Origin of the sequence: Pseudomonas marincola (assembly GCF_900116605.1) — a bacterium.
GTDB classification, from domain to species: Bacteria; Pseudomonadota; Gammaproteobacteria; order Pseudomonadales; family Pseudomonadaceae; genus Aquipseudomonas; species Aquipseudomonas marincola.
Map to the genome: position 1 here is coordinate 673,759 of NZ_FPBC01000001.1, position 24,416 is coordinate 698,174.

The window sequence follows — 24,416 nt, forward strand, 5'->3', positions numbered from 1 at the left end:
ACTGCAAGGCGCTGGTTATAGTTTTTTGCGCGGATGGGGCGACATATTTACGAATGGGCGCAGGCGCTTGCCAGCCACATACTGGCGCAGAGATCAGTGCCCGCGAGCGTGTCTGCGCTTGGCTCGCCAAAGGCCACCTAATGCAGCAGGCCGAGGCAAGAAGTGAGTGGCCACGCTCAGCGAGCAGCACCACAATCCACTGCGCCAATCCCTAGCCAGAGCTGCAATCCGATGCCCTGCATCAATCCATGCATTGCTGGCCTGCGAGCCCTGCCTGCCCCGTGGTAACCTTGCGCCCATTGCAATGCGCATGGGCAAATTGCAGCTTGCGCGAGGCCGTTTTTATGGCCGCACGAGCGGTGATTCCACCTCTATAAGCCTCGGCGTGATTCCACCGCCAAGCCAGATGCCCTGCCGCCCCACGAATTTTCAAGACTTGCGCTAAGTACCCAATGAATATGGCCACCAAAGACTTATCCGCCCATACGCCGATGATGCAGCAGTACTGGAAGCTGAAGAATCAGCATCCCGAGCAATTAATGTTTTATCGCATGGGCGACTTCTACGAGATTTTCTACGAAGACGCGAAAAAAGCCGCCAAGCTGCTCGACATCACCCTCACCGCGCGTGGCCAGAGTGCCGGGCAGGCTATTCCCATGTGCGGGATTCCCTACCACGCCGCCGAAGGTTATCTGGCCAAGCTGGTCAAGTTGGGCGAGTCGGTGGTTATCTGCGAGCAGGTCGGAGATCCGGCCACCAGCAAAGGCCCGGTCGAGCGCCAGGTCGTGCGCATCATTACGCCGGGCACGGTGAGTGATGAAGCGCTGCTGGATGAGCGTCGCGATAACTTGTTGGCCGCCGTACTGGGCGATGAGCGCCTGTTTGGTTTGTCGGTACTGGACATCACCAGTGGTCGTTTCAGCGTGCTTGAGATCAAAGGCTGGGAAAACTTGCTGGCCGAGATCGAGCGCCTTAATCCGGTTGAATTGCTGATCCCGGACGACTGGCCAAAGGATCTGCCCGCCGAAAAACGCCGTGGTGCCAAGCGCCGTGCGCCGTGGGATTTTGAGCGCGACACGGCACTGAAAAGCCTGTGCCAGCAATTCGGCACTCAAGACCTCAAGGGTTTTGGCTGCGAGAAACTGACACTGGCAATCGGCGCCGCCGGCTGCCTGCTTAACTACGCCAAAGAAACCCAGCGTACCGCGCTGCCGCACTTGCGCAGCCTGCGCCATGAGCGCCTGGACGACACAGTTATTCTTGACGGTGCCAGCCGCCGTAACCTTGAGCTGGACATCAACCTGGCCGGTGGCCGTGAAAACACCCTGCAATCGGTTGTAGACCGCTGCCAGACTGCAATGGGCAGTCGTTTACTGGGCCGCTGGCTGAACCGGCCGCTGCGCGATCGCAGCGTGCTTGAAGCACGACAGGAGTCGATCACGTGCCTGCTCGATCGCTACCGCTTCGAGACATTGCAACCGCAGCTCAAGGAAATTGGCGACCTGGAGCGGATTCTCGCGCGCATTGGTTTGCGCAATGCACGCCCCCGCGACCTCGCCCGCCTGCGTGATGCCTTGGCCGCGCTGCCCGAGTTGCAACAGGCCATGGGCCAACTCGACTCAGCGCATCTGGGCGCTCTGGCGACGACTGTAAGCACCTACCCGGAGCTGGCGGAACTGCTGGCGCGGGCGATTATTGACAGTCCTCCTGCAGTAATCCGCGACGGCGGCGTACTCAAGACCGGCTATGACGCCGAGCTGGATGAGTTGCAATCGCTCAGCGAGAACGCCGGCCAGTACCTGATGGACCTGGAAACCCGCGAGAAGCAGCGCACCGGGCTGGCCAACCTCAAGGTCGGCTACAACCGCGTACACGGCTACTTTATCGAGCTGCCAAGCAAGCAGGCCGAACAGGCGCCCGCCGACTACATCCGCCGGCAAACCCTCAAAGGTGCAGAGCGTTTTATCACCCCGGAACTCAAAGAGTTCGAAGATAAAGCCCTGTCGGCGAAAAGCCGTGCGCTGGCACGCGAGAAACAGCTTTATGAAGAACTGCTCGAACACCTGATCAGCCACCTCGCACCTCTACAAGACAGTGCCAGCGCGCTGGCAGAGCTGGACGTTCTGAGCAACCTGGCGGAGCGCGCGCTCAACCTCGATCTCAATTGCCCGCGCTTTGTCGACGAGCCGTGCATGCGCATCGAGCAAGGTCGCCATCCGGTGGTTGAGCAGGTGCTGAGTACGCCGTTCGTGGCCAACGACCTGAACCTTGACGATGCCACACGGATGCTGGTGATTACCGGCCCGAACATGGGCGGTAAATCGACCTATATGCGCCAGACGGCGCTGATTGTTCTGCTTGCGCACATTGGCAGCTTTGTTCCGGCTAAAAGCTGCGAACTGTCGTTGGTTGACCGCATATTCACGCGTATTGGTTCCAGCGATGACCTCGCTGGAGGGCGTTCGACATTCATGGTCGAGATGAGCGAAACCGCGAATATTCTGCACAACGCCAGCGAACGCAGCCTAGTGCTGATGGACGAAGTGGGTCGTGGCACCAGCACCTTCGACGGCTTGTCGCTGGCGTGGTCGGCGGCCGAGCAGCTGGCCAAACTGCGCGCTTATACGCTGTTTGCCACCCACTACTTCGAGCTGACGGTTCTGCCAGAGAGCGAGCCGATTGTCGCCAACGTGCACCTGAGCGCGACCGAGCACAATGAACGGATTGTTTTTTTACACCACGTGCTGCCGGGCCCGGCCAGTCAGAGCTATGGTTTAGCAGTGGCGCAACTCGCCGGTGTGCCGGGTGAGGTTATTTTGCGCGCGCGCCAGCATCTGGCACGGCTGGAAGCCACGAGTTTGCCGCATGAAGCGCCACGTGTAGGGCCAGGTGAAGCCCCGGCGCCCATGCAGAGCGACATGTTCGCAAGCCTGCCGCACCCGGTGCTGGAGGAATTGAATAAGATCAATCCGGATGATCTAACTCCGCGAAAAGCGCTAGAACTGTTATATGCATTGAAGACACGGCTCTAACGCGAGCCCAAACAAGCTGTTAGAATCCTGCGCGCTGGAAAATGCCAAACACAAAGCCTGGTGATTTGGAGAGTTTTACCAGCTCAGGGGCTGTTTATGAGGGCAGCCCCCAGCCGTAGCCTGAGGAGAGAATTAGAAATGACCTTCGTCGTCACCGACAACTGCATCAAGTGCAAATACACCGACTGTGTGGAAGTCTGTCCGGTGGACTGCTTCTACGAAGGCCCGAACTTCTTGGTCATCCACCCGGACGAGTGCATTGACTGCGCCCTGTGTGAACCAGAATGCCCGGCCCAAGCGATCTTCTCAGAAGACGAAGTACCTGATGATATGCAGGAATATACTGAGCTCAATGCTGACTTGGCCGAGATCTGGCCGAACATCACCGAGAAGAAAGAAGCACTGGAAGACGCCGAAGAGTGGGATGGCGTGAAAGACAAACTCCAGTACCTGGAACGCTAGTCGTAAGAGCCACAAGGCCTCTGTCGTCTGTATGGCTCGCTGATAACCCTTCAGCGAGCCATTCGTTCACTGCTGTATGCATCGCTGCATGCCGTCACCTGCGATCCAGGTGCTGTATACAGCGTCTTGCCTGACTTTATTTCAGGCAAAAAAAAGGGGCGGTTTTACCCGCCCACTCTTTAGTCCCTACTCCCTTTCAATCCTTCATCATCCTGATGAAATCGCATCCTGCGATTGTCCTCGCCACAGTCCTTTGCGACGTGTGTCTATCCCTCGACACAGTTCTAATAATAGAGTTTTCTGAGCCTCCCACAAGGGGCTACTTTGCCCAAAATGGCCTGAAAACCTTCAGCACAAAATATAAAATCCTTATAAATCATATTGTTACATCTAATCCACATGATTTGAAAGCTTATTGCCTCCGAAAGTTCCTACATTCACTTACAGAGCGTGTAAGCAATCACTTACAAACCTGCGCCCACAAAAAACCGGCCTGAGCCGGTTGTTTGCTGAATAGCTTATTTCACTGGAATAACGAGTCGCTCGACAGGCCATTTTTCTCGAGGATTTCGCGCAAACGCTTGAGCGCCTCAACCTGAATTTGCCGTACACGTTCACGGGTCAAACCGATTTCACGGCCGACCTCTTCCAGGGTACAACTCTCATGACCGCGCAAACCGAAACGACGTACTACAACTTCACGTTGTTTATCTGTCAGGTCAGACAGCCACTGATCAATGCTCTGCGAGAGATCATCATCCTGCAGCAGCTCACAGGGGTCGGTAGGTCGGTCATCGGTTAAGGTGTCGAGCAAAGTCTTATCTGAGTCCGCACCGAATGATACGTCTACCGAAGAGACCCGCTCATTAAGGCCTAGCATGCGTTTGACTTCTGCCACCGGCTTCTCCAGCAGGTTGGCAATTTCTTCGGCCGAGGGCTCGTGGTCGAGCTTTTGCGTCAGCTCACGAGCAGCTCGCAGGTAGACATTGAGTTCTTTGACCACATGAATGGGCAGACGAATAGTGCGCGTCTGATTCATGATCGCGCGCTCAATTGTCTGACGAATCCACCACGTAGCGTAAGTTGAGAATCGGAAGCCGCGCTCAGGGTCGAATTTCTCGACGGCGCGGATCAAGCCCAGGTTGCCTTCTTCGATCAGATCAAGGAGCGAAAGGCCACGGTTGACGTAACGTCGGGCAATTTTAACCACCAGACGCAGGTTGCTCTCGATCATCCGTTTGCGCCCAGCCGGATCCCCCTTCTGAGCCAAGCGAGCGTAGTGGACTTCTTCTTCTGGAGTCAGTAACGGCGAAAAGCCGATTTCATTGAGGTACAGCTGAGTGGCGTCTAGCGCCCGTGTGTAGTCGATGTACTTGTGCTGCTTGCTCGTAGAAGTCTTTGCCTTCGTCCGGGCAGTTGGCTTTTCAGCCTTATTATTAACCCCTTCGTCAAGAACGATGGCGGGCTCCATGAGCAACACCTCGTCACTGACGTCAAACTCCGGCACTTCTTTCTTATTGAGAGCCATTGTTTCTGTCCCTTGCTGAGTTCGACAGCAAGCTCAAGCGCACCCTATTCCTTGGCGACACTTGAGCCCGTCCTTCCTACTTGAAGGAACGGGCCAACAGTGAATCAACGCTTTGGAAGGAACTGCAAAGGATCAACAGGTTTACCTTGACGGCGGATTTCAAAATGTAGCTTCACGCGGTCTGTGCCCGTTGAACCCATTTCAGCAATTCTCTGCCCTGCTTTGACACGCTGTCCTTCCCGTACCAACAGCTTACGGTTGTGGCCGTAAGCGCTTACGTAGGTATCGCTGTGTTTGATGATCACCAACTCGCCGTAGCCCCGTAAACCACTCCCGGCGTACACCACGGATCCATCAGACGCAGCTAAAATAGGCTCTCCCAAATTGCCGGCGATATCAATGCCTTTATTCAAACTGCCGTTTGAGGAGAATCGCCCGATTACAGTGCCTTGCGCTGGCCACGCCCAGCCAGAGGCGCTTTTCGAGACGCTTTCGACTTTAGTCGTTGCCGGCGTTGTTACCACCGGCGCAGGTTTGGCAACCGGCCGTGGCTGAGTTGTGGTGGTCGTACGAGGCTTGCTGACATTGGTCACAGTCACCGAACTCGACTTGGACGTGCCGTAGTTACCGTCAAACCGGATGATCTGGCCAACCCGGATGGTATACGGCGCAACGATGTGGTTACGCGCCGCAAGGGCTTTCCAATCCCAGCCAAAACGAAACGCGATCGAATACAGCGTATCGCCACGGCGCACGCGGTATTGGCCACTGGTGGTTTTAGGGCGAGCCGGCGCCGCACTGACCGCGCGACCATTACGGTCGACCACTTGTGCGCCGCCCGAGCTGCTGGCACAGCCAGACAGTAGCAAGGTGAAGACCACGCCACTCAACAGGTAAAACAGTGTGCTGGTGCTGATACGCGATTGAATGGCTGTAAAACTCACCCGTCTCTCCCTTACTGGCGACTTGCTAGGAACCGCTGAGAATAACTGTGGCAGATTGAGGCAACTCAATCCAAAAGCTTCTGGTTACGTTTGGCAAGCCACTCGATGCCAATCACCAGTATTACACCGCTAAGGGCCAACACAATGGCCATCAGCAGCTGCGGGTCGTGCCCGCTGACAGTGGCAAACTGGCTGGGCGACAGATTGCTTTGCAACAACGGAACCTGTTCGCCATGGCTATTAAGCCGCCAGGTCAGGGTTTCTTTCCACGGCCACAGCTTGTTCAGCGAGCCGAGCATAAGGCCGGTGAGAAACGCCAGAACCAGATCGTGCCAACGCGCCAGCATCCACCGCAGCAACCCGGCAAAACTGACCAGACCCAGCGCACAGCCGCAGGCGAAAAGCCCGAGAACGCCCAAGTCGAGGCTTTTGACCGCACCGATAATGAATGGATACAACCCTAGCAGAAGCAGGATAAAGCTACCCGAGATTCCAGGCAGAATCATTGCACAGATAGCAATCGCGCCCGCGAAAAAGATATTCAGCGAGTCTGTGCCCCACTGCACCGGGGACGCCACCGTAATCCAGTAGGCAAATGCTGCGCCCACCGCAAAGCTCAGCCAGCGGCCCGGGCTCCAGCGCTGAATTGAGCGAGCGACCAGATGCGATGAAACCAGCACCAGACCAAAAAAGAATGACCACACCGGAATCGGGTGGGTGTCGAGCAAGTAGGTAATCGCGCGCGCCAGGGTCACTACGCTGGTAAGAATACCGGCGAGCAGAGTCAGCAGAAATGTCAGATTGGCGGCTTGCCACGCCTCGGCAATACGGCCGCGCAGAAATAACGTAAAAGCGCCCGGCAAACTGGAAATAGAGCGCAGCAGTTCTTCATAGATACCGCTGATAAACGCAATTGTGCCGCCGGATACGCCCGGCACAACATCCGCAGCCCCCATAGCAATGCCTTTCGCATACAACAATAGGTGCTTTTTCATAAATTCGATCTACGTGAAAAATCAGGCCAAGGGGCCATTAAGCAAAGGTACAAAACGCACGGCATCGAGAACGTGGCGCGAGAAACCATCTTCTTCGCGGACAATCAGCATCAACTGCTGCACATCACCCGTCCCCACGGGAATCACCAAGCGCCCGCCCGGCGCCAATTGGTCGAGCAGAGCCTGCGGTACATCGGCCGCAGCGGCTGTGACAATAATGCCGTTGTAAGGCGCGAGCGCCGGCCAGCCTTCCCAGCCATCACCCCAGCGAAAGACCACGTTACGCAGATTCAGTTCAACCAGACGCTCTTTGGCGCGGTCTTGCAGGCCCTGAATACGCTCAACCGTAAACACCCGTTCAACCAGCTGGGAAAGAATCGCAGTTTGATAACCAGAGCCCGTGCCGATCTCGAGCACTTTGTCGAGCGGCCCGGCAGCGAGCAACAACTCACTCATGCGCGCCACCATGTAAGGCTGGGAGATGGTCTGGTTATGGCCGATCGGCAACGAGGTGTCTTCGTAGGCGCGATGCGCCAGCGCCTCATCAACAAACAGATGACGTGGCGTGCGGCGGATTACTTCAAGCACTTGTGCGTTGGACAAGCCTTCTTCATACAACCGTTGGATCAAGCGCTCACGTGTGCGCTGGGAAGTCATACCGATGCCGTGGCGATTCATTTCATCTCGCTCTCGAATTATCAATTTAAACGCTCCAGCCAGGTCTGCAGGCTGCTAAAGCCTTCCTGAAAGGTGCGATCAAGCTGTAAGGGTGTAATCGACACGTAGCCGTTCATTACCGCATGAAAGTCTGTACCGGGGCCACCGTCTTCGACATCGCCGGCCACTGCAATCCAGTATCCTTCCTTGCCCCGTGGATTGACGTCCTTAATCGGTGCGGCGGCACGTGCGCGATGACCCAGACGGGTCAACTGAATACCGCGAATATGATCGAGCGGCAAATTCGGCACGTTTACATTAAGCACAGTGCGCGGCGGCAGTTCGAGCTGCTCATGCGCCTCAATCAGCTGACGGGCAAAATAGGCGGCGGTCGGCAGGTTCTCGGCCTGACGGGACAACAGCGAGAATGCAAAGGCCGGCTTCTGCAGAAACCGGCCTTCAAGGGCCGCTGCCACCGTACCGGAATACAGCACGTCGTCGCCCAGATTGGCGCCCAGATTGATGCCTGATGCGACCAGATCAATACCCTGCGGCAACAGACCGTTGAGGCCCAGATGCACGCAATCGGTAGGCGTACCGTTAACGCTGATGTAGCCGTTGGCCAGCGTTTGCGGGTGCAGAGGCCTGTCCAGCGTCAGTGAACTACTGGCGCCGCTTTTGTCCTGATCGGGCGCAATTACCGTGCACTCGGCATAATCAGCCAACGCCGCGTGCAGCGCAGCCAAGCCCGGGGCGGCTACACCGTCATCATTTGAAATCAGAATACGCATGGGGTTTCCGTCGGCCCTGCAGGCAGCAAATCGACAAGCTCACGCACCACAACGGTGGCAAAGCATCCCGCCGGCAGGACGAATTCCAGTTGCAAAATATCAGGCTCGGGATAATGCCACGTCAAACCGCCGATGGGCAGTCGAAGAATGCGTCGTTCATGACTCATACCCGCCGCAACCAGCCAATCCACAAGCGATTGCTCGCCAGAAAAAATATTTTCCTCAAGCTTCTGGGTCTCGCCCGCCGTAGCTGTTTCGCCTGCGCCGCACAGCGGACCGGTCGGGTGCACATCGAGAATGGCCAGGCGCGGATCAGAGCACTGCTCCTCGCCTGCCGGGAAAAAGCTGCGACTGTCGGTGAACGCCAGCAAGTCGCCTATCTGCGCGGTATTCCAGTTGCCCTGAGCAACACGCGCTGCCAGCACCTGATTGAACAGATAACTGCGCCCGGCGGACAAAATACGCGAGCGCACATTACGCTGGCCGGGCAAATCTCCGCGCTTGGCAAACTGACGGGCGTCGAACAGGTTGCCGCCTTCATGGCCAAAGCGCTGCAAGCCAAAATAGTTGGGCACGCCCTGCTGCCTGATCTGCTGCAAGCGCGCATCGAGCTGCGCTATGTCTGCATTAAGGCCGGTCAGGCGCAGGGTGAAGCCATTGGCCGAATGCGCACCGCGCTGGAGTTTGCGCGAGTGGCGGACCTGCTTGAGGATGCGCAGGCTGTCGTCTTCAGCGCTGGCCAGATCCGGATTGTCCTTGCCCGGCAGATGCAGGCTGAACCACTGACGGGTCAGGGCCTGACGATCCTTGAGACCGGCATAGCTGATGTTGCGCTGCGAAACCTTGGCCGCTTTGCCCAGCCGACGCGCAGCTTCCTCGGTATTCAGGCCACGCTTCTCGACCCATAACCACAGGTGCTCGCCTTGGCCCGACAACGGGATATCAAGGACTTCATCAACCTGAAAATCTTCTGCGCTGGCTTTTAAAACCGCTTGCCCGCAGGCATCTCCATAGGCGCGGGGGCCGAGCAGTTGCAATTCGTTCATGGTTTGACCAACAGGGCGACAGCGTGCACTGCAATACCTTCTTCGCGGCCGGTAAAGCCAAGTTTCTCGGTGGTAGTCGCCTTGACGTTAACCTGATCCAGCTCGACCTCAAGGTCGGCCGCAATCAGCGCGCGCATGCTGTCGATGTGCGTCGCCATCTTCGGCGCCTGCGCGACAATCGTTGCATCGACATTACCCACAACCCAGCCCTTGGCCTTTATCAGACCCAGCACATGACGCAGCAATACGCGGCTATCAGCGCCTTTGAAGGTGGGATCGGTGTCGGGGAAATGCTTGCCGATGTCACCCAGCGCAGCGGCGCCGAGCAAAGCATCAGCCAAGGCATGCAGCAACACATCGCCATCGGAGTGAGCCAGCAGACCAAACTTGTGCGGGATCTGCACGCCACCCAAGGTGACAAAGTCGCCCTCGCAAAAACGGTGAACGTCGTAACCGTGACCAATACGCATCGAACTGCTCATTTATAACTGGACCCTAAACTATCAGGCCCTGATTCTACATGGAGCCAAGCAGTAACTGGTGCACCGTTGTCGCGAGGTAATGCGCAAAAGCGCAAAAAGCTGCTGTTTCAGCCGTTCAATACCGCGCTGTGATGACGCAGATGGTCATCAATGAAGCTGGCGATAAAGTAGTAGCTGTGGTCATAACCCGGCTGCATGCGCAGCGTCAGCGGATGTTCTGCCGCTTGAGCTGCAGCCTGCAAGGCTTCGGGCTTGAGCTGATTGACGAGAAAGTCGTCCCGGTCGCCCTGATCAATCAGAATCGGCAATTTCTCGCGCGCTTCGCCGATCAGTACGCAGGCATCCCATTCACGCCAGCGCGAACGGTCTTCACCCAAATAGTGACTAAATGCTTTTTCGCCCCACGGGCAGTTCATCGGATTAACGATTGGCGAAAATGCCGAGAGCGACTGATAACGCCCCGGATTGCGCAACGCACAGACCAACGCACCGTGGCCGCCCATGGAGTGGCCGCTGATTCCGCGCTTGTCGCTCACCGGAAAATTAGCCTCGATCAATGCCGGCAACTCTTCCACCACATAATCGTGCATGCGGTAATGACGCGCCCACGGCTCTTGCGTGGCATTCAGGTAAAAACCGGCACCCAGACCGAAGTCATACGCGCCATTGGCATCGTCAGCGACGCCCTCGCCGCGCGGGCTGGTATCCGGCGCCACGATAATCAAACCGAGCTCAGCAGCCAGGCGGTGTGCGCCGGCCTTTTGCATAAAGTTTTCGTCAGTGCACGTCAGGCCAGACAGCCAATACAGCACGGGCAGTTTCGCGCCCTGCTCGGCCTGAGGCGGCAGATAAACCGCAAACACCATGTCGCAGTTCAGCGTGCTTGAGTGATGACGATAACGCTTGTGCCAGCCGCCAGCGCTTTTCTGGCAGGACAGATTTTCCAAAGCCATGAGCAACTCCGCAGTCATGCTAAAGATTCATCGGCAACCGCAACGGGCACCCCCGGAAATTCCAGAGGCTGCCCTGAGTGCGATTTAGAAGTTAATGACCGTGCGAATGCTTTTGCCTTCGTGCATCAGGTCGAACGCCTTGTTGATATCTTCCAGGCCCATGTTGTGGGTGATGAAGGTATCCAGCGGGATCTCGCCGCTTTGCGCTTTTTCCACATAACCCGGCAACTCGGTACGGCCTTTGACGCCACCGAATGCAGAACCACGCCAGACGCGACCGGTCACCAACTGGAACGGACGCGTGCTGATTTCCTGACCGGCGCCAGCAACCCCGATAATCACCGACTCGCCCCAACCTTTGTGAGCGCACTCCAGCGCCGCGCGCATCAGCTGCACATTGCCAACGCACTCGAAGCTGTAATCAACGCCGCCATCGGTCATTTCGATGATGACATCCTGAATCGGCTTGTCATGATCCTTCGGGTTAACGAAGTCGGTTGCACCCAACTCACGCGCCACATCGAACTTGGCCGGGTTGATGTCGATGGCAATGATGCGCGAGGCCTTGGCCATTTTCGCGCCGATGATTGCCGCCAGACCAATACCGCCGAGACCGAAGATGGCCACGGTAGCACCCTCTTCAACCTTGGCGGTATTGAGCACAGCGCCGATACCGGTGGTCACACCGCAGCCCAGCAGGCAGACTTTTTCCAGCGGCGCTTCTTTCGGAATTTTTGCCAGAGAGACTTCTGGCAACACGGTGTACTCGGAGAATGTCGAGCAGCCCATGTAGTGATAAATCGGCTCGCCTTTGTAGGAGAAGCGCGTGGTGCCGTCCGGCATCAGGCCTTTGCCCTGAGTCGCACGTACCGAACTGCACAGGTTGGTCTTGCCCGACTTGCAGAATTTGCAGGCGCGGCATTCAGCGGTATACAGCGGAATAACGTGATCGCCCACAGCTAGCGAGGTAACGCCTTCACCGACCGCCTCGACAATGCCGCCGCCTTCGTGGCCGAGGATCGCCGGGAACACACCTTCGGAGTCTTCACCTGAAAGGGTGTAGGCGTCGGTATGGCAAACACCGGTGGCAACGATGCGTACCAGCACCTCACCGGCTTTTGGTGGCGCAACATCAACTTCAACAATTTCCAGCGGCTGGTTAGGCGCAAACGCAACAGCGGCGCGTGACTTGATCATGGTGGCTCTCCGGCAGATTTACACAGTGGGCCAAAGTGTAGATCATTAGCGATACTGCAATAATCACCCAACAAGCAAAACATTATTGCTATTCAGGGATAATCAACCAAGGAACCGAACATGAGTCGCTGGGAAGGTCTCGATGAGTTTGTTGCCGTCGCCCAATGCGGCCAGTTCAGCGCCGCGGCTGAGCGTCTGAGCATGTCGTCGTCCCAAGTCAGCCGGCAAGTGGCGCGGCTGGAGGAACGCCTGCAAACCCGACTGTTCTATCGCAGCACCCGTCGTGTTGCGCTGACCGAGGCCGGGCAGACTTTTCTGCAGCATTGCCAACGCCTACAGGATGCCCGCGAAGAAGCGCTGCGCGCCGTGGGTGACCTGAGCAGCGAACCGAAAGGGTTATTACGCCTGACCTGCGCGGTGGCCTACGGCGAGCGTTTTATCGCGCCACTGGTAACCGAATTCATGATGCGCCACCCCCAGCTCAGCGTCGAAATTCAGCTCAGCAACCACACCGTCGACTTGCTCCACGAAGGCATGGATCTGGCAATCCGCCTTGGCCGTTTGCAGGACTCAAGTTTGGTCGCCTCGAAACTGGCACCCCGGCAGATGTATTTATGCGCCGCGCCCGAGTATTTGCAGCATTACGGCCGCCCGCACAGTATCTCTGAGATCAACCAGCACAATTGCCTGATTGGCAGCGCGGATATCTGGAGTTTTGCCTCGCAGGGCAACGAGACGTCGCTGCGCGTTCATGGCAACTGGCGCTGCAACAGCGGGCAAGCAGTGCTGGATGCGTGTCTGCGCGGCATTGGTTTGTGCCAATTGCCGGACTACTACGTGCTGGAGCATCTGCGCAGCGGTGCGCTGGTGTCACTGCTGGACAACCATCGCCCACCCAATACAGCGGTGTGGGCGCTCTACCCGCAACAGCGGCATCTATCGCCGAAGGTGCGGCAACTGGTCGACTTTCTCAAACTAGGTTTGAGCCAGCGCGAGGAATACCAGACGGTTTAGGACTTACGCCAGTTACGCGCCAGGCTGTGCAGATCTTCCGGGCGCGTGACCTTGATATTGTCCGCCCGCCCCTCGACCAGGCGCGGCGCAAAACCGGCCCACTCAACGGCGCTCGACTCGTCAGTAACACTAACATCGGCCACCAGCGCATCCGCCAGCACCCGGTGCAGAAAGCCCAAACGGAACATCTGCGGGGTAAATGCCTGCCAGACCACTGAGCGGTCAATCGTCTCGCACACCCGGCCATCTGCGCCGGCACGCTTCAGGGTGTCGCGCGCAGGCACCGCAAGCAAACCGCCAACGGGGTCGTCCGCAAGGGTCTCAAGCAAGGTATCGAGATCACTGCGCGAGAGATTCGGCCTCGCGGCGTCATGCACCAGAACCCAGTCATGTTCCTGCGCGCCCAACTCAGTTAAGCGCAACAGGCCATTGAGCACCGAGTCGGCACGTTCACGCCCGCCTTCCGCACGCTCGATCCGCGAATCATTGGCGCACGCCAGTAACGGCCAGTAAGGATCATCACCGGCAAGGCTGACGACCAGACCACGCAATTGCGGATGATCGAGAAAACAGGCCAGGGTGTGTTCAAGGATGGTTTTGCCAGCGAGTGGCAAATATTGCTTGGGACGGTCGGCTTGCATACGACTGCCAACGCCCGCAGCAGGAATTATCGCCCAGAAACCGGGCAGCTCAGCGTTAATCATTCGGCCAACTGGTAAAGGGTTTCGCCTTCTTTGACCATGCCCAATTCATGCCGGGCACGTTCTTCTACGGTTTCCATGCCCTTTTTCAGCTCGCGCACTTCTGCCTCGAGAATCCGGTTGCGCTCAAGCAAACGTTCATTCTCACCTTCCTGATCAGAAATCTGATGCTTGAGGTCAGTAACTTGCGCAAGACTGCCATCACCAACCCACAGGCGATACTGCAAACCGCCCAAAAGAAGGATGAGGACTAAAAACAACCAATAAGGACTACGCATAGTGAACCGAGTATCCATACGAAAAAAAGGGCGACTTGCGCCGCCCCCTTTTTACCACGCTTCTACTTAGGCGCGGAACTCACCGCGGCCGCGATATGCAACTTTACCGCCGAGCTGCTCTTCGATACGCAGCAACTGGTTGTACTTGGATACGCGGTCTGAACGGCACAGCGAACCGGTTTTGATCTGGCCAGCCGCGGTCCCTACAGCGAGGTCGGCGATGGTCGAATCTTCGGTTTCGCCACTGCGGTGTGAAATCACCGCGGTGTAGCCAGCAGCCTTGGCCATCTGGATGGCTTCCAGAGTTTCGGTCAGCGAACCGATCTGGTTGAACTTGATCAGGATCGAGTTACCGATGCCCTTATCAATGCCTTCCTTGAGGATTTTGGTGTTGGTTACGAACAGGTCGTCACCGACCAATTGAACCTTGCTGCCGATCTTGTCGGTCAGCACTTTCCAGCCAGCCCAGTCGGACTCATCCATGCCGTCTTCGATCGAGATGATCGGATAACGCTCGGACAAACCGGCCAGATAGTCAGCAAAACCAGCAGCGTCGAATACTTTGCCTTCGCCAGCCAGGTCATATTTGCCGTCTTTGAAGAACTCGCTCGAAGCGCAGTCCAGCGCCAGGGTCACGTCATCACCCAGCGTGTAGCCAGCATTGGCAACAGCTTCAGAGATAGCTGCGAGCGCATCTTCGTTCGACGCCAGGTTAGGCGCGAAACCACCTTCGTCACCCACAGAGGTGCTCAGGCCACGCGCCTTGAGAACAGCTTTGAGGTGATGGAAAATTTCGGCGCCCATGCGCAGCGCATCGGCGAAGTTCTTGGCGCCAACCGGCTGAACCATGAATTCCTGGATGTCGACGTTGTTATCGGCATGCTCGCCGCCGTTGATGATGTTCATCATGGGCACAGGCATCGAGTAAACGCCCGGAGTACCGTTCAGGTCGGCAATGTGTGCATACAGCGGCACGCCTTTGGCTTGAGCAGCGGCTTTGGCAGCAGCCAGCGATACCGCCAGAATGGCGTTAGCGCCCAGGGTCGCCTTGTTCTCAGTGCCATCGAGTTCGATCATGGCGCGGTCGAGTGCCTGCTGGTCGCGAGCATCTTTACCCAGCAACAGATCACGGATCGGGCCATTGATGTTGGCAACGGCCTTGAGGACGCCTTTGCCCAGATAACGGCTCTTGTCGCCATCGCGCAATTCCAGCGCTTCACGCGAACCGGTAGAAGCACCGGATGGCGCGCAGGCGCTGCCAATGATGCCGTTTTCCAGGATCACATCGGCTTCTACAGTCGGGTTACCACGGGAATCAAGGACTTCACGGCCTTTGATGTCGACGATCTTTGCCATTACGTTTAGCACTCCAAAAGTTAACGAGAACTGCACCAGCGGGCTTCACGCCTGTTGTCATTGTTCTGACAGACGCCCATTACCTGACCAATTGGTCAGGTAATTCCCGACGGCACTTTACCGGATATCTGCGCTTTTAGGCAGTCTCAATCGGCGGAAAACTCTTTACCAGGTCATCCAACTGCTTGAGTTGGGTGAGGAAGGCTTCAAGCTTGTTCAAGCGCAGCGCACATGGGCCGTCGCACTTGGCATTATCAGGGTCTGGATGGGCTTCCAGGAACAAGCCGGCCAGCCCTTGGCTCATGCCGGCTTTGGCAAGATCCGTGACTTGTGCACGACGACCGCCAGCAGAGTCGGAACGGCCACCGGGCATTTGCAAGGCGTGGGTCACATCGAAAAATACCGGGTACTCGAACTGCTTCATGATACCGAAGCCGAGCATATCAACGACCAGATTGTTGTAGCCGAATGACGAGCCGCGCTCGCACAGGATCAACTGATCATTACCCGCCTCAACGCACTTGTTGAGGATGTGACCCATCTCTTGCGGCGCAAGGAACTGAGCCTTCTTGATATTGATCACGGCGCCGGTTTTGGCCATGGCCACAACCAGATCAGTCTGTCGCGACAAGAAAGCCGGCAGTTGAATGATATCGCAGACATCTGCCACGGCTTGCGCCTGATGCGGCTCGTGCACATCGGTAATCACCGGCACGCCGAAGGTCTTTTTGATTTCCTCAAAGACCTTCATGCCCTCTTCGAGGCCGGGGCCGCGGAAAGAGCTGACAGATGAACGATTCGCCTTGTCGAAACTGGCCTTGAACACATACGGGATGCCGAGCTTCTCGGTCACCCGTACATATTCTTCGCAGGCCTGCATCGCCAGATCACGCGACTCGATGACGTTGATGCCACCGAACAGCACGAACGGCTTGTCGTTGGCAATTTCAATGTCACCTACGCGGATAATCTTTTGCGCCATGGGCTTAAGCCTTCCTGGATTTTTGCGCCAATGCAGCGTTAACGAAGCCACTGAACAGCGGATGACCGTCACGCGGCGTCGAGGTGAACTCAGGGTGGAACTGGCAAGCTACGAACCACGGATGATCCGGCGCTTCAACCACTTCAACCAATGCACCGTCGCCCGAACGACCGGTTACGTTAAGACCCGCATCCGTCAGGCTTGGCAGCAGGTTGTTGTTCACTTCATAACGGTGACGATGACGCTCAACGATGACATCCTTGCCGTAGCAGTCATGCACTTTGCTACCGGCCATCAGCTGGCAATCCTGAGCGCCGAGACGCATGGTGCCGCCGAGATCAGACGACTCGGTGCGCTGCTCGGTGCTGCCGTCGGCGTCTTGCCATTCGGTGATCAGACCGACGACCGGGTGCTTGCTGGCCATGTCAAATTCGGTGGAGTTGGCATCGGTCCAGCCCAGTACGTTACGGGCGAATTCGATAACGGCAACCTGCATACCGAGGCAGATACCCAGATACGGGATCTTGTTCTCGCGGGCGTATTGCACCGTTTGAATCTTGCCTTCGACGCCGCGCAGACCAAAGCCGCCAGGCACCAGAATCGCGTCTACACCGTCGAGCAGCGAGGTGCCGCTGTTCTCGATGTCTTCGGAGTCGATGTAACGCAGGTTGACCTTGGTACGGTTCTGGATGCCGGCATGGCTCATCGCTTCAATCAGCGACTTGTAGGCGTCCAGCAGTTCCATGTACTTACCGACCATGGCGATATTGACTTCTTTTTCCGGGTTCAGCTTGGCGTCAACCACGCGGTCCCACTCGGAAAGGTCGGCGCTGCCGCACTCAAGGCCAAAGCGCTCGACGACGAAGTCATCAAGGCCCTGCGCATGCAGTACCGAAGGAATCTTGTAGATGGTATCGACGTCTTCGAGCGAGATAACCGCGCGTTCTTCAACGTTGGTGAACGAGGCGATCTTGCGGCGCGACGACACATCAACCGGATGATCTGAACGGCAAACCAGCACATCAGGCTGCAAGCCGATCGAACGCAGCTCTTTAACCGAGTGCTGGGTTGGCTTGGTCTTGGTTTCGCCCGCGGTAGCAATGTACGGCACCAGCGTGAGGTGCATGAGCATTGCGCGCTTGGCGCCAACCTCAACACGCAGCTGACGAATTGCTTCGAGGAACGGCTGCGATTCGATATCACCAACCGTGCCGCCGATTTCAACCATCGCCACATCCGCGTCACCAGCACCCTTGATGATACGGCGCTTGATTTCGTCGGTGATGTGCGGGATGACCTGAATGGTCGCGCCCAGATAATCACCACGGCGCTCTTTGCGCAGCACGTCTTCGTAGACGCGGCCGGTGGTGAAGTTGTTGTTCTGGGTCATCGTGGTGCGGATAAACCGCTCGTAATGGCCAAGATCGAGGTCAGTTTCAGCGCCGTCCTGAGTGACGAACACTTCACCGTGCTGGAACGGACTCATGGTGCCCGGGTCGACGTTGATGTAGGGATCCAGCTTCAGCATCGTGACCTTCAGGCCCCGCGCCTCCAGGATAGCCGCCAGTGAAGCCGAAGCAATGCCCTTCCCCAAAGAAGAAACAACACCACCCGTGACGAATATGTAGCGCGTCATGTAAAACCCTAGAAGTCTGCGTTTAGGCGGTCAGCGCCGCCGGGGAAAGCGAAGGAAAGGCCGAAGCCAGCAGTTATAAAACAGCCATAACTGAACGCGCTGCCGAGACCAATTCTTCAAAAGAAACGGAATCAACAAAAGCGCTAATAAGACGGGAGCGTAGTCTACCGGAAATGGCTTATCAGCTCAAACCTAGTTCGCTGGTCGGTAATTGCCAGACCAGACGCCAGAGTTTGCTTGAACAACCATCCAGATTTTCCACATTTGCCACCGCACAAACGCGCCCCTGACACATCAACAAGGGTAGACGAGCGCGGATAAAAACCGGCACCTGATGCTCATTTAATAATCGTTTCAAATCGCGATGGCCACGCTCTGGCAGCTCCAGCACCTCGCCGCCCTGACGGTAGCCGATGTAAAACGCCCCGTCCGGCAACTGCCCTTCAACACGCACCCGACCATTACCCGGCAGCGCCAGCCATTGACCGGAGATAATGGGCTGGGAAAGCGCCTGAGGTTTTCTCAGCCAGTCACCACTGAGCCACCATAGCCGCTCGTCGGCACGATGAATTTCACCGCCGGCCAAACGCCAGACTGGCGATGCATCCGGGGCTGCATCACGCAAGGTAATCCAGCTCGCCCAATGCGCCGTATCTGGCATCTTAGTGCGCTCGCGCAACCAATAACGCAGAGCATTACGCTGACGCGGCTCACTCAGGCTGCGCAATACCGGCAGCGACAAGCTCGGAACTGCGCTCCATGCTGCGGTCTCAAAGGATTCTGCGCGCTGTAAATCCTCAATTGCCAACTCATCGAGCAACTGCGAAGCCTCACCCAAATGCTCGGCAGCGCGGGCGATATTGCCCAACGCTTGCGGCCAGCGCGCATGCAATGCCGGCAGCACGCTATGACGCAGATAATTACGCGAGTACTGTTGATCGGCGTTGGACGGGTCTTCGATCCAGCTCAGCCGATGCGCCAGGGCGTATTCACGCAGCTCAGCTTGCGAGACATTCAGCAGCGGACGCAGCAATACGCCAGCGCCCAACGGCCGACTAACAGCCATTGCCGCGAGCCCGCGCACGCCGGCGCCACGGAGCAACCGAAACATCAGGGTTTCGGCCTGATCATCACGGTGCTGGGCAAGCAGCAACGCCTCCCCCTCTGCCAACTGCTGACCGAACGCCCGATACCGCGCCTCACGCGCTGCGCGCTCAAGGCTTGGTCCGTCATCAACATGCACGCGCTGAACATGCAGCGGCACAGCCAAACGCGCGCAAAACTGCTGGCAATGCGCCGGCCAGTCTTGCGCGACAGCTTGCAAGCCGTGATCGATATAGATAGCGGAAAGTGCCGGGATTGCCTCACGTTGCGCAAGGCTGGCTAGTACATGTAACAGGACGGTTGAATCCAATCCGCCCGAAAAGCCGACGCGCCACGCAGGTGCGTCACGCCAGGGAGCCAGATTTTCCAGCACCCTGGCGCACAGGGTCATCACGCCACGCCGTAGCTCATGAGACGCTCGTAACGACGGGCAAGCAGCGCGTCGGTATCGAGTTTCTTCAGGTCTTTAAGCTGCACAGCCAATGTTTGGCGAACAGACTCGGCAGCCGCTGCCGGGTCGCAATGGGCACCACCCAATGGCTCGGCAATGACTTTATCGACGATGCCCAAACCTTTCAGGCGATCCGCCGTAATGCCCATGGCTTCAGCCGCATCTGGCGCCTTGTCTGCGGTTTTCCACAGGATCGATGCGCAACCTTCCGGCGAGATAACCGCATAGGTCGAGTACTGCAGCATGTTCAGCTGGTCGCAAACGCCGATGGCCAATGCGCCGCCCGAACCACCTTCACCAATAACGGTAGCGATAATCGGGGTTTTCAGGCGCGCCATAACACGCAGGTTCCAGGCAATTGCCTCGCTCTGACCGCGCTCTTCCGCGTCGATACCCGGATAAGCACCTGGGGTGTCGATGAAGGTCACGATTGGCATCTTGAAACGCTCGGCCATTTCCATCAGACGGCACGCCTTGCGGTAGCCTTCCGGACGCGGCATGCCGAAGTTGCGACGTACTTTCTCGCGAACTTCGCGGCCCTTCTGATGACCGATGACCATTACCGGTTGATCATCCAGACGAGCAACACCGCCGACAATGGCAGCATCGTCGGAGAAGTGACGATCACCGTGCAACTCGTCGAACTCGGTGAAGATATGACCCAGATAATCGAGGGTGTAGGGACGACGTGGGTGCCGCGCCAGCTTGGCGATCTGCCAGCTGGTCAGGTTGCCGAAAATGCTTTCAGTCAACGCGTTGCTTTTGTCCTGGAGCCGCGCGATTTCATCACTGATGTTCAGTGAATTGTCGTTACCGACCAGGCGAAGCTCTTCGATCTTGGCTTGCAGGTCAGCGATTGGCTGTTCGAAATCAAGAAAATTCGGGTTCATAGTCATCCGTCTTGCGTCGACGGCCAAGTGGCCGGGGAGCGGTATCCGTTTATGCCCTACCTTATAGGATTGGGCTCATCCAGGTCGACACCTGAGTCTTGGCGCAACAACCCTGAAGGATCAATGCGCACGCTGTAGACGTCAAGTGCCGCCACCCTTACATAAGGCCTAGGCCTCAAAAGTTAAGGATCGAAAAAGAGCGCGGCTCAGTACTGCGGCATTTGTAAGACTCTGAAAGCGCTGATTTTTACCAAAAATTGCGCCTCAATGAGCCCTCTAACCTTGTAACTGCGCGGCACGCGTCCTTTTCAGTGCTACATAATCCTTAGCGGTATTGAAGGAAGACGTTGTCTCGGCCGAACTGGTCACGCAATGCCTGAATCAGGCTGTCTGCCGGATCAATCCGCCACTTTTCGCCAAACTCAAGCAGCGCCCGTGCATCCGTGCCCGCGTAGTCCAGCGTGATCGGGCAAGCGCCCCGGTGGCGTTCACACAATTGCGCCAGCCAGTTCAGTTTGTCCGCCTTCAGCGCTGTGCTGGCAATACGCAAACGCAAACTTTCGGCCAGTCCGGTACGTGCTTCCTCCAGGCTCATCACGCGCTTGGCACGCAAACGCATACCGCCCGAGAAGTCGTCGTTACTCACCTCACCCTCGACCACTACCAGCGCATCGCTCTGCAACAACGCCTGATTACTGGCGAAGGCCTCGGCAAACAAAGAGGCCTCAATGCGCCCGGAACGGTCGTCCAGGGTGATAAAGCCCATTTTGTCGCCCTTCTTGTTCTTCATAACCCGCAGGTTAACAATCAAGCCGGCAACCGTTTGCGACTCACGTGACGGTTTCAGATCAACAATGCGCTGACGGGCAAAACGGCGAACCTCGCCTTCGTACTCGTCGATCGGGTGCCCGGTGAGGTACAACCCCAAAGTTTCCTTCTCACCTTTGAGACGTTCTTTGAGCGTCAGTTCCCGCGCTTTCAGGTGCTTGGCATAAACATCGGCGGTTTCGTCGGCAAAGACGCCACCAAACAAGTCCATGTGTCCGCTGTCATGGCTGCGCGCCGTTTGCTCGGCGGCCTGCACAGCCTCTTCGGTCGCAGCCAGCAATACGGCGCGGTTGCGGTCGATATTGGCGCGATACTCTTTGATCTCTTCATGGAAGTGCGGCCCGAGACGATCCAGCGCGCCGCTGCGTACCAATGCATCGAGGGTGCGTTTGTTGATTCGCTTGAGGTCGACCCGTGAGCAAAAATCGAACAGATCCTTGAACGGGCCGTCTTTACGTGACTCGACAATCGCCTCTACCGGCCCCTCGCCCACGCCTTTGATCGCGCCCAGACCGTAGACGATCCAGCCCTCATCGTTAACCGTGAACTTGTACTCGGAGGTGTTCACATCGGGCGCATCGAGACGCAGCTTCATGCTGCGGCATTCTTCGATCAGCGTAACGACCTTGTCGGTGTTGTGCATATCCGCCGACAACACCGCCGCCATGAAGGCCGCCGAGTGATGCGCCTTGAGCCAGGCAGTTTGATACGAAAGCAAACCATAGGCGGCCGAGTGCGACTTGTTAAAGCCGTAACCCGCGAACTTCTCCACCAGATCAAAGATGTTACCCGCAAGGTCCGCATCAATACCGTTACTGGCGCAGCCTTCAATGAAACCGCCGCGCTGCTTGGCCATTTCTTCTGGCTTTTTCTTACCCATTGCGCGGCGCAGCATGTCAGCGCCGCCAAGGGTATAGCCCGCCATGACCTGAGCAATCTGCATCACCTGTTCCTGATACAGAATGATCCCGTAAGTCGGCGCCAAAACTGGCTGCAGGCCTTCGTACTGGTAATCCTGATGCGGATAGGAGATCGGCTCACGACCGTGCTTACGGTTGATGAAGTCGTCCACCATGCCGGACTGCAACGGGCCCGGACGGAACAGGGCCACGAGTGCGATCATGTCTTCAAGGCAGTCGGGCTTGAGCTTTTTGATCAGCTCTTTCATGCCGCGCGATTCAAGCTGGAACACCGCGGTGGTTTCAGCTTTTTGCAACATCGCGAACGTGGCTTTGTCGTCCAGCGGGATGAAGTCGATATTCAGGTCCGGCAAGCCCTGCTTGGCTTGCTCGCGGTTGATGGTTTCCATCGCCCACTTGATGATCGTCAGGGTACGCAGACCGAGGAAGTCGAACTTCACCAGACCCGCCGATTCCACATCATCCTTATCGAACTGGGTGACCAGACCATTGCCTTCTTCATCACAGGCAATCGGCGAGAAGTCGGTGAGCTTGGTCGGCGCGATAACCACACCACCGGCGTGCTTACCAGTGCCGCGGCAGATACCTTCGAGCTTGAGCGACATCTCCCAGATTTCGGCCGCTTCTTCGTCAGTCTTGAGGAAGTCGCGCAGCGGCTCTTCCATCTCGAACGCCTTGGCCAGCGTCATACCGACCTCGAACGGAATCATCTTCGACAAGCGATCCGCCAAACCGTAAGACTTGCCCTGCGCCCGCGCCACGTCACGCACCACCGCCTTGGCGGCCATGGTGCCGAAGGTGATGATCTGGCTTACAGCGTTGCGGCCGTACTTTTCCGCCACGTAATCAATAACCCGGTCGCGCCCGTCCATGCAGAAGTCGACGTCGAAGTCGGGCATCGATACCCGCTCGGGATTGAGGAAGCGTTCGAACAGCAGGTCATAGGCCAGCGGGTCAAGGTCGGTGATCTTCTGCACATACGCCACCAGCGAGCCTGCACCCGATCCACGGCCTGGTCCTACCGGCACGCCGTTGTTCTTGGCCCACTTGATGAAGTCCATAACGATCAGGAAGTAGCCGGGGAAACCCATCTGAATGATGATGTCGAGTTCGAAGTTGAGGCGGTCGACATACACCTGCTTCTTCGCCTCGTAATCCGGCGTGTCCTTGGGCAGCAATACCTCCAGACGCTCGTCGAGTCCGTCGAACGAGACTTTGCGAAAGTACTCATCCATGGTCATGCCGTCTGGAATCGGGAAGTTAGGCAGGAAGTAGGTGCCCAACTGCACATCGATATTGCAACGCTTGGCAATTTCGACGGTATTTTCCAGCGCCTCCGGCAGATCACTGAACAGCTCGGCCATCTCTTCCGGGGTTTTCAGGTACTGCTGATCGGAGTAGTTGCGCAGGCGGCGCGGGTCGTCCAGCGAGCGGCCTTCACCAATGCACACCCGGGTTTCGTGCGCCTCGTAGTCATCCTGATTAATGAAGCGAACATCGTTGGTAGCCACCAGTGGCGCGCCAACCCGGTCCGCCAGCTCAACGGCCATGTGCAGGTATTCTTCGTCGTTGACGCGATTGGTACGGTGCAACTCGACATAGAAGCGATCGGGGAAAACCGCCTGCCATTCGCGTAAACGCTGCTCGGCAAGCACCGGATCACCTGCCAGCAAGGCGCGCCCGACTTCACCTTCACGGGCGCCGGACAATGCAATAAGCCCTTCGGCAGCCGCCTTGACCCAGTCGCGCTGGATAATCACCAAATCATTGCTTTGGCCTTCACTCCAGCCGCGCGAGACCAGCTCGGTCAGGTTGCGATAACCCTTACCGTTCATCACCAGCAAGGTCATGCGCGTCAGCGCGCCATCTTCATCGGCACTGGCCAGCCAGATATCAGCCCCACAAATGGGTTTGATACCGGCGCCCATCGAGGCTTTATAGAACTTGACCAGTGAGCACATGTTGCTCTGATCGGTGACTGCCACCGCCGGCATACCCGCGCCGGCAACCGCCTTGATCAACGGTTTGACCCGGACCAGACCGTCAACCAGGGAGTATTCGCTGTGCACACGCAGATGGACAAATGGAACAGTCATGGCAGCCCTATTCAAAACACAAAAACGACAAGGCCCGGATTGTACCGAGCCTTGGATCAAACATCAGCTTTGC

General features: G+C 57.2%; 20 protein-coding genes. 3 read left to right on the forward strand and 17 right to left on the reverse strand.

Annotated elements, in window-relative coordinates:
- The first annotated feature begins 452 nt into the window (after nt 1-452).
- The gene (gene mutS / locus BM395_RS03315; protein ID WP_069899451.1) at nt 453-3,032 is read left to right on the forward strand and encodes a DNA mismatch repair protein MutS; all 2,580 of its coding nucleotides are present in this window, start codon (nt 453-455) and stop codon (nt 3,030-3,032) included.
- Between the two features lie 138 nt (nt 3,033-3,170).
- Nucleotides 3,171-3,494, forward strand: coding sequence for a ferredoxin FdxA (gene fdxA / locus BM395_RS03320; RefSeq protein WP_069899452.1), 324 nt, complete (start codon nt 3,171-3,173; stop codon nt 3,492-3,494).
- A 523-nt stretch (nt 3,495-4,017) separates the two neighbouring features.
- Here fdxA and rpoS read toward each other — a convergent pair.
- The 9 genes from rpoS to BM395_RS03365 form a co-directional block, all read right to left on the reverse strand.
- Nucleotides 4,018-5,022 carry an RNA polymerase sigma factor RpoS gene (gene rpoS / locus BM395_RS03325; RefSeq protein ID WP_090508884.1) on the reverse strand — a complete coding sequence of 335 codons (1,005 nt, stop codon included), beginning with the start codon at nt 5,020-5,022 and terminating at the stop codon, nt 4,018-4,020.
- A gap of 104 nt (nt 5,023-5,126) precedes the next feature.
- Nucleotides 5,127-5,966 carry a peptidoglycan DD-metalloendopeptidase family protein gene (locus BM395_RS03330; RefSeq protein WP_069899454.1) on the reverse strand — a complete coding sequence of 280 codons (840 nt, stop codon included), beginning with the start codon at nt 5,964-5,966 and terminating at the stop codon, nt 5,127-5,129.
- Between the two features lie 65 nt (nt 5,967-6,031).
- Nucleotides 6,032-6,961, reverse strand: a complete 930-nt coding sequence (locus tag BM395_RS03335) for a polyprenyl-phosphate transporter (RefSeq protein ID WP_069899455.1) — start codon at nt 6,959-6,961, stop codon at nt 6,032-6,034.
- A 21-nt stretch (nt 6,962-6,982) separates the two neighbouring features.
- Complete coding sequence (locus BM395_RS03340) at nt 6,983-7,618, reverse strand: protein-L-isoaspartate(D-aspartate) O-methyltransferase (protein ID WP_170827738.1); 636 nt, start codon at nt 7,616-7,618, stop codon at nt 6,983-6,985.
- A gap of 41 nt (nt 7,619-7,659) precedes the next feature.
- Complete coding sequence (gene surE, locus BM395_RS03345; protein ID WP_069899456.1) at nt 7,660-8,409, reverse strand: 5'/3'-nucleotidase SurE; 750 nt, start codon at nt 8,407-8,409, stop codon at nt 7,660-7,662.
- Nucleotides 8,397-9,455 (reverse strand): tRNA pseudouridine(13) synthase TruD, encoded by a 1,059-nt coding sequence (gene truD, locus BM395_RS03350; RefSeq protein WP_090508885.1) that lies wholly within the window; start codon nt 9,453-9,455, stop codon nt 8,397-8,399. The genes surE and truD overlap by 13 nt, the downstream gene beginning before the upstream one ends.
- A complete protein-coding gene (gene ispF, locus BM395_RS03355) occupies nt 9,452-9,925 on the reverse strand; it encodes a 2-C-methyl-D-erythritol 2,4-cyclodiphosphate synthase (protein WP_090508886.1) in 474 nt (157 codons plus the stop codon). Before ispF ends, truD begins: the two co-directional genes overlap by 4 nt.
- Before the next feature lie 119 nt (nt 9,926-10,044).
- Nucleotides 10,045-10,890 (reverse strand): S-formylglutathione hydrolase, encoded by an 846-nt coding sequence (gene fghA, locus BM395_RS03360; protein ID WP_090509207.1) that lies wholly within the window; start codon nt 10,888-10,890, stop codon nt 10,045-10,047.
- A gap of 84 nt (nt 10,891-10,974) precedes the next feature.
- A complete protein-coding gene (locus BM395_RS03365) occupies nt 10,975-12,087 on the reverse strand; it encodes an S-(hydroxymethyl)glutathione dehydrogenase/class III alcohol dehydrogenase (RefSeq protein WP_069899459.1) in 1,113 nt (370 codons plus the stop codon).
- A 120-nt stretch (nt 12,088-12,207) separates the two neighbouring features.
- Between BM395_RS03365 and BM395_RS03370 the strand changes: the two genes are divergently transcribed.
- Complete coding sequence (locus BM395_RS03370; protein WP_090508887.1) at nt 12,208-13,101, forward strand: LysR family transcriptional regulator; 894 nt, start codon at nt 12,208-12,210, stop codon at nt 13,099-13,101.
- On the opposite strand, the gene ispD is transcribed toward BM395_RS03370, so the two are convergent.
- The 8 genes from ispD to dnaE form a co-directional block, all read right to left on the reverse strand.
- Nucleotides 13,098-13,805: a 2-C-methyl-D-erythritol 4-phosphate cytidylyltransferase gene (ispD, locus tag BM395_RS03375; protein WP_170860539.1), complete on the reverse strand. Its 708-nt coding sequence runs from the start codon at nt 13,803-13,805 to the stop codon at nt 13,098-13,100. The two genes, BM395_RS03370 and ispD, sit on opposite strands and share 4 nt — an antisense overlap.
- Complete coding sequence (gene ftsB / locus BM395_RS03380) at nt 13,802-14,080, reverse strand: cell division protein FtsB (RefSeq protein ID WP_069899462.1); 279 nt, start codon at nt 14,078-14,080, stop codon at nt 13,802-13,804. The genes ispD and ftsB overlap by 4 nt, the downstream gene beginning before the upstream one ends.
- 66 nt (nt 14,081-14,146) lie before the next feature.
- Nucleotides 14,147-15,436 (reverse strand): phosphopyruvate hydratase, encoded by a 1,290-nt coding sequence (eno, locus tag BM395_RS03385; RefSeq protein WP_090508888.1) that lies wholly within the window; start codon nt 15,434-15,436, stop codon nt 14,147-14,149.
- A gap of 136 nt (nt 15,437-15,572) precedes the next feature.
- Nucleotides 15,573-16,418 (reverse strand): 3-deoxy-8-phosphooctulonate synthase, encoded by an 846-nt coding sequence (gene kdsA / locus BM395_RS03390; protein WP_069899464.1) that lies wholly within the window; start codon nt 16,416-16,418, stop codon nt 15,573-15,575.
- A gap of 4 nt (nt 16,419-16,422) precedes the next feature.
- Complete coding sequence (locus BM395_RS03395; protein ID WP_069899465.1) at nt 16,423-18,054, reverse strand: CTP synthase; 1,632 nt, start codon at nt 18,052-18,054, stop codon at nt 16,423-16,425.
- Nucleotides 18,055-18,235: 181 nt separating this feature from the next.
- The gene (gene tilS, locus BM395_RS03400) at nt 18,236-19,549 is read right to left on the reverse strand and encodes a tRNA lysidine(34) synthetase TilS (RefSeq protein ID WP_090508889.1); all 1,314 of its coding nucleotides are present in this window, start codon (nt 19,547-19,549) and stop codon (nt 18,236-18,238) included.
- Nucleotides 19,549-20,499 carry an acetyl-CoA carboxylase carboxyl transferase subunit alpha gene (accA, locus tag BM395_RS03405; RefSeq protein WP_090508890.1) on the reverse strand — a complete coding sequence of 317 codons (951 nt, stop codon included), beginning with the start codon at nt 20,497-20,499 and terminating at the stop codon, nt 19,549-19,551. Before accA ends, tilS begins: the two co-directional genes overlap by 1 nt.
- 325 nt (nt 20,500-20,824) lie before the next feature.
- Nucleotides 20,825-24,343 (reverse strand): DNA polymerase III subunit alpha, encoded by a 3,519-nt coding sequence (gene dnaE / locus BM395_RS03410; protein WP_090508891.1) that lies wholly within the window; start codon nt 24,341-24,343, stop codon nt 20,825-20,827.
- Nucleotides 24,344-24,416: the final 73 nt, after the last annotated feature.